This is a genomic window from Rhizobacter sp. P2_G4, from assembly GCF_056403575.1.
Window position 1 is genome coordinate 1 of the sequence record NZ_JBFUFG010000027.1, and the last position, 5,485, is coordinate 5,485.

General features: G+C 57.6%; 10 protein-coding genes. 3 read left to right on the top strand and 7 right to left on the bottom strand.

The window, feature by feature from the left end; genetic code table 11:
- The 3 genes from AC1DYS_RS32080 to AC1DYS_RS32090 form a co-directional block, all read left to right on the top strand.
- Window positions 1-233 (top strand): hypothetical protein (locus tag AC1DYS_RS32080; protein ID WP_477906120.1); only part of this gene is annotated, 233 nt, incomplete at its 5' end.
- A 94-nt stretch (window positions 234-327) separates the two neighbouring features.
- The gene (locus tag AC1DYS_RS32085; protein WP_477906122.1) at window positions 328-936 is read left to right on the top strand and encodes a 3'-5' exonuclease family protein; all 609 of its coding nucleotides are present in this window, start codon (window positions 328-330) and stop codon (window positions 934-936) included.
- A 19-nt stretch (window positions 937-955) separates the two neighbouring features.
- On the top strand, window positions 956-1,690 hold the full coding sequence (locus tag AC1DYS_RS32090; protein WP_477906139.1) for a DUF695 domain-containing protein: 735 nt from the start codon (window positions 956-958) through the stop codon (window positions 1,688-1,690).
- Between the two features lie 21 nt (window positions 1,691-1,711).
- On the opposite strand, the gene AC1DYS_RS32095 is transcribed toward AC1DYS_RS32090, so the two are convergent.
- The 7 genes from AC1DYS_RS32095 to AC1DYS_RS32125 all read right to left on the bottom strand — a co-directional run.
- Complete coding sequence (locus tag AC1DYS_RS32095; RefSeq protein WP_477906124.1) at window positions 1,712-1,990, bottom strand: hypothetical protein; 279 nt, start codon at window positions 1,988-1,990, stop codon at window positions 1,712-1,714.
- 26 nt (window positions 1,991-2,016) lie between these two features.
- Window positions 2,017-2,340, bottom strand: a complete 324-nt coding sequence (locus tag AC1DYS_RS32100) for an SMI1/KNR4 family protein (RefSeq protein WP_477906126.1) — start codon at window positions 2,338-2,340, stop codon at window positions 2,017-2,019.
- Window positions 2,337-2,996, bottom strand: a complete 660-nt coding sequence (locus AC1DYS_RS32105; RefSeq protein ID WP_477906128.1) for a site-2 protease family protein — start codon at window positions 2,994-2,996, stop codon at window positions 2,337-2,339. Before AC1DYS_RS32105 ends, AC1DYS_RS32100 begins: the two co-directional genes overlap by 4 nt.
- An 11-nt stretch (window positions 2,997-3,007) precedes the next feature.
- Window positions 3,008-3,385 (bottom strand): hypothetical protein, encoded by a 378-nt coding sequence (locus tag AC1DYS_RS32110; protein WP_477906130.1) that lies wholly within the window; start codon window positions 3,383-3,385, stop codon window positions 3,008-3,010.
- A gap of 140 nt (window positions 3,386-3,525) precedes the next feature.
- Complete coding sequence (locus tag AC1DYS_RS32115; RefSeq protein ID WP_477906132.1) at window positions 3,526-3,936, bottom strand: hypothetical protein; 411 nt, start codon at window positions 3,934-3,936, stop codon at window positions 3,526-3,528.
- A 50-nt stretch (window positions 3,937-3,986) separates the two neighbouring features.
- Window positions 3,987-4,403: a hypothetical protein gene (locus tag AC1DYS_RS32120; RefSeq protein ID WP_477906135.1), complete on the bottom strand. Its 417-nt coding sequence runs from the start codon at window positions 4,401-4,403 to the stop codon at window positions 3,987-3,989.
- Between the two features lie 281 nt (window positions 4,404-4,684).
- On the bottom strand, window positions 4,685-5,485 hold an 801-nt coding region (locus AC1DYS_RS32125), incomplete at its 5' end, for a S1/P1 nuclease (protein WP_477906137.1).

Consider the following 5,485-nt stretch of genomic DNA (forward strand, 5'->3'; position numbering starts at 1 on the left):
CTCATCGAAATGTTGAAACAGAAGTACGTTCTTCGCTGACAAGAAATGCGAGCAAGTCAAGCTGCACGCGCCGTGCCTTGCCCGGTCTTGACGATGACAGGGCCAACGCTTGGTTCCTTGCGCGCTCCGCTGCCGTCGCCCACCCGCTTGTCCACCTCATCGGCGTAACAGCGGTCATTCCTGGAACTGGAGACAGTGTGTCTGCCGCAACCGTGGCCGCTTGGGCCGATTGACCTGTGACAAAACTAGACGTCCTTCAGTCAATGAATCTGGCTAACGACCGAAGTGTGGGGCTAACGGCGGGCTGATTCCGGCACAATTCTGACGATGACAGAAATCTACGTATCTACAGACATTGAGGCCGACGGCCCGATACCTGGCCCTCACTCGATGTTGAGTTTTGGGTCGGCGGCTTTCCTGCCGGACGGCAAGCTCCACTCCACCTTCAATGCCAACCTCGAGACCTTGGAGGGTGCCAGCGGCCATCCGAGCACCATGGAATGGTGGGCAAAGAATCCATCTGCTTGGAACGCGTGCCGTTTGAACCTGCGTGCTCCCAACAAAGCGATGCGCTCCTACGTCGAATGGCTCCAACAACTTCCCGGCAAGCCAGTCTTCGTCGGATACCCTGCCGCCTACGACTTCCTCTTTGTCTACTGGTATCTGATTCGCTTCGCCGGCGAGAGTCCGTTCAGTCATTCAGCACTCGACATCAAGACATTCGCTATGGCGATGCTTGACGTGGAGTACAGGGACGCCACCAAGCGGAACATGCCCAAGCGCTGGTTTTCGAAGGCTCCGCACACCCATGTGGCCTTGGACGATGCCATTGAACAGGGGCACCTGTTCTGCACAATGTTGGCGGAAAGACCTTCTCGCCGTACAGAGCCAACTAAATTAAACGCCAGCGGTGCGGTCCAACAAATAATCGAATGAGGAGCGCGAATTGGATGCTGTGTGGGAGACCTTCATAACGCAGATGGGCGACGCCCGAGCGTTCATCAGCTTCAATCAAAGTTTCGCGAAACTCGCTGACAACGACAAGCGCACCATGTTGCTCAAGGTGCGGGCGGTCATCAAGAATCCGACGCCAGCCGGCATGCCGACCAACGAAGAGTTTCCCAGTCTCGTCAAAGTTGAAGACGGCCTAGATTCTGAAGTGTCAGCCAAGGGCGGCCTGGAGGTCGGCCGACTCACCGTAAGTGGCAAGCGGTTCTTCTCCTTCTATGTGTCTTTCCCTGAATCAGTGGCGAAGGAAATTGTCGCGAAGGTTGCCAAAGACACGCAGTACAACCTGCAGTACGTCTATGAACAGGACAACGCCAAGGCAGGCTACTGGAAAGAGCTGTACCCAACCGCGGATGACTGGCAAGTTATCCGGGACATGAAGGTGCTCGACACACTGCGGAGCAACGGGGACCGCCAAGATAGAGCAAGGCAAGTTGACCACTGGGCTTACTTCCTCACGCAGCAGAACGCCAAGAGATTTGCGGACTGGGCGAACGCCAATCATTACAAGGTGAAGTCCGTGGGGCCGATGAATGATGCGAAGAAAATCCCGGTGCTCTTCACTCACAACGGGACGAYGGCGCTCGAAGACATCACGACGAGGACCATCGAGATAAACCGCAAGGCGGAGGAATTGCAAGGGGACTACGACGGCTGGGAGACGAGCGTCGAGCGCAAGTAGTCATCCCGTTCAACAGTGCCATCACGTACGGCCGGTCATGAAAGCCAGCAGCACCAACATCAGCGGGGATTGCACCGCCCAGACCACTGCGGCAACCTTCGACACTCCGCGGAACCAAGCGGAGGTGAAGACGATTGGCCAGACTACCCACGATGCAAAGATGAGAAGGCCGAGCACTCGCCACTCGTGGCCATGCAGAAACGGCAAGAAGACGATACCCGAGCTGAGTGCGTGACAAAGGCACACCGCGCCAAGGCCAGGGTCTGAGTCCTCAAAATCATCGTCGGTGCGACTACTCATGGAGCGCTCAAGTTCGTGATGTGAGGTCACCGAGCACGACGCAACATGGCTTCAAACTCGGCCCAGGAGCCAGCTATGACCAGCTCCTCGTGTGGAGACATTCCGACAAACGCCAGACAGACGACTTTTCCGGCAGGTGACACCGCGTACATCTCTCCACCTCCGCTTGTTGCAAAGCCGAAGTAGCCGGGAGCATAGAGCCCTACCTGGTACTCGCGGTTGTATTTCTCCAGCTCCGCTAGCGGCCAGAACTCGCAGAGCCAAGGTTGGGCGTCCAGCTCGCATACCTGGGGCTTCCTGCTTTGCAGATATGCATCAAGTTCTGCGCGAAATCGGATGTCCTGCGTCATGGGAGAACATGGACCACAAGGGCAACAGTCCAGCAAAGTAGAAGCGCGACGGTGGGGACGAGAAGCCACCGTCCCACTGGCTCTTCCCATGCGACTTGAGGCCTTCCCCATTTCACAAGATTCATGAGCGCATTGCCGCCGTTGAACCCGGTGAATGGCATGAGGTTGTATGCGGCCAGCTTGGTCGCCACCAGCCCAAGCACCAAAGCGAATGAGTTCTCCGCGGCGAACTTGTCAAATGCCAGTAGCTGCGATTGAGCGACTGAAAGCGGTGCCACCGCACCCTCAAAAATCTGCCCAAACGCGGAGGCGAAGCTACCCGCCGCATCGGTTCCAAGAATCAGCAAGGCCAGAAGGAGCGTGCTTCCCGCACCAGCAAGAGGAAGGAGCACCTGCTTCCATACGGGTTGATGGTCAAAGGCATCGGCAACTTGGTCCGGCTGAAGCAGCTGCTCTCTTGAATCCTTCAGCTTAACGTTGCCGGCGATGGGCAAAACCTTCAACTGAAAGCGGCCTCGACGAAACACTGTTGGCCCGGCCCCGTAGGTCACGCTTCGAACCTCCACGCCGAGCCTGCGGGCACAGAACCCTATCGTCAGAAGGTGCAGCACAAGAACGAGTGCAGTGGCAATGAACGCTTGGACGAGCGGGGGCATTGACTTGGTTCCTACTGGTCAGGCGATGGTTCGGGAATGAAGTGGCGCAATATGCCAAACGAGATGATGCCGCCGAGCACTGGGATGACGATTGGAGCAAGCCCATACAGCGCCCAACTTCTACCTGCGCGACGAGCAGCCTGCCCAAGAAAGATGTGGGCAGCGACGAATGACAGCAGATACAAGAGCAAGAAAAGGTTGGTCCATTCCGGCCGTCCTTTTGCTCCGTATATCTGCACGACGAGTGACAGGAAGAAGACTACGAAGCCCAGGCGCGCCCGCTTTAGCGCCATGTTTGCGAGATTGAGTTCTTCAGCGCGGAGGACACGCGGCGGCTCTGGCAACGCGACATCTGCAGTGGGCGGAGCAAAACGATTCGGGTCCGGCATAGCCTCTCTCTTGGTAAAAGCCAACGTCCACTACACCGCCTCAATGACACCGCGTCAGGAAAAGGGATACCCGCGCGCCCACGAACTTCTCGCCAACAGCGCTCATCAAGATGTTGGATGTGCCCAGGAACACCGGGGAGCTACACCGCCAGGAACGTGGAAGCCACTATCCGCCACAGCAACAACAAGATGCCGCCGGCGAAGAAGCCAACCACAACACGAGCCAGCCCGCCCCATGCTTGCCGACGCGTGTTCCTCGCGCAGCGCCAGATGCTAAGTGCTGCGAACGCCGCGTAGGCGTAGAAAGAGAACAAAAAGAACCAGCGCATAACGCCACCGCGATTGGGCTGACGGCTCAAGAAGTCCCCTCCCACGAGCAGTGCGAAAGAGGCAAGCAGAAGCCCAAACACACCTACCAGCCAGAACGCGTGCCAGAGCTTCGCCTGGCCACTCGCGAGTTTTGCGAGAAAAAATGTGTGCGTGGGCCGGTTACCTCCCGCTGAAGTCTCGAGCTTTGCCTGTGGCGGCTCAAACGGGTTGCGAGATTGCATTTCAGTTGCGTTCCGGAGCATTAAACGGCGCCCGGGATTTCACTTGTGATTTAGACCTCCGCCCGTCCTTCAGCCCAGCCGAATACAAGCTGCCAAAGAATGTAAGCCCCGATAAGCGTGCCAAGTGGAAATCCAGCAAGCGATAGCACTCCGTATGCGATGCCGGCGTAGCGGCCCCACGTTTTGTAGCGCATGACAGCGCTTCCCACGAAGAAGAGTGCGACAACCAGCGCAACGCAGATGCCAAGCATCAAGACCAACGCCAGAGGGAGTGAAGTTCCTCTAGATACCGCAGGCGACAGCACGGCCGCGCCGATGCCAACCACCGCAATTGCACCAAGGCCAGCCATGAGACGGATGACCCTGCCGGCTTTCTGGTGCGGCAGAAGCTTCCCGCTCTTGGCATTGAGCTCCACCTGGGAGCGTGGCGGCGCGAAGGGATTCGTCTGCTTGTCGGCTTGCGACATCGCAAACGTTGGTTCTTGTCGTTCAATCTCGGAGCGGGCCATACTTCTGAGAGCCTTAAAAAGCTAACACATAGCTTAAGTGGTACCAGTAGGCAATCTCAGGATGGCGTGGTTGCATATCGGGATGAATCGTGAATCGCTCCGCGAACAATGCGGTTCAGTGTCACTTCAAGCCCTTCAGAAGACGGTCGACCGACGTGGACCTTCCTGTGCTGAAACCATCTGGTGAAAGCGAAAGCCGCTTACGGCAGACGGCGGAGGAATGGGGTCCACGCCATCGGCTACTTTGGCACCAGCGAGTCGTTTAGAACAGCGGCCAAACGGCGACTTGCGGCAAGTAGCCTGGACTTGAGTGTCACGTCGTGCATCTGCAGGTATTCAGTAGCTATCTTGTGAGTGCTCGGATAGAAGTCATCGCGCTGCACGACGCGACAGGACTCTTCGGCCCATTGAGCAGGTGCGAGCGGTCGGCTCGAGCCATTCGTCTTCAGCTCTGCGGCCAACTCGGCACGCAACCCCTGAGGCCCATTCACACGGTTCTCGACGAGTCCGGCATCCCACAGCGCATGAAGATTGGTTCCTCGACCGAACGCTTGAAGCTGAAACTTGTTGCCACCTTTGTCGTCGGCGTACCCCGCGTGCAAAGGCTGATGGACGTCAGCCACGAAATGGATGATGTACTTCAGTGCTTTCAATCGCTCTTCGTCGATGGCTGAGGACGCGAGAACCCTGGTCTGTCTCTCGATGGCGCCAACAACGCATTGGCCGCTGGGGCAGTCGCGTGCCTCTTGATATCTGCATGAGTCTCGCGGGAAGTTCACGTAGTGCCAGGGCCCCGTGGTGCTCGAGCGATGGGTGTCAGCCCATGTTGATGCAGCTGCCAATGTGAGTTCGGGTTCAAGTGCGAGCAAGCGATGCAACTCGGCCTTGGCCTCAGAGGTCAACTGCCGCTCGGCCAGCTCAGCAACGATTTCATGACCTTCCCGACCCCAAGCAGATGCGGATGGCGGAGCAAAGGCCGCTGCAGCGAAGCAGATGAATGCGCAGAGACGGTCTCGCAGGCGATGTAGATGGTTCATGAG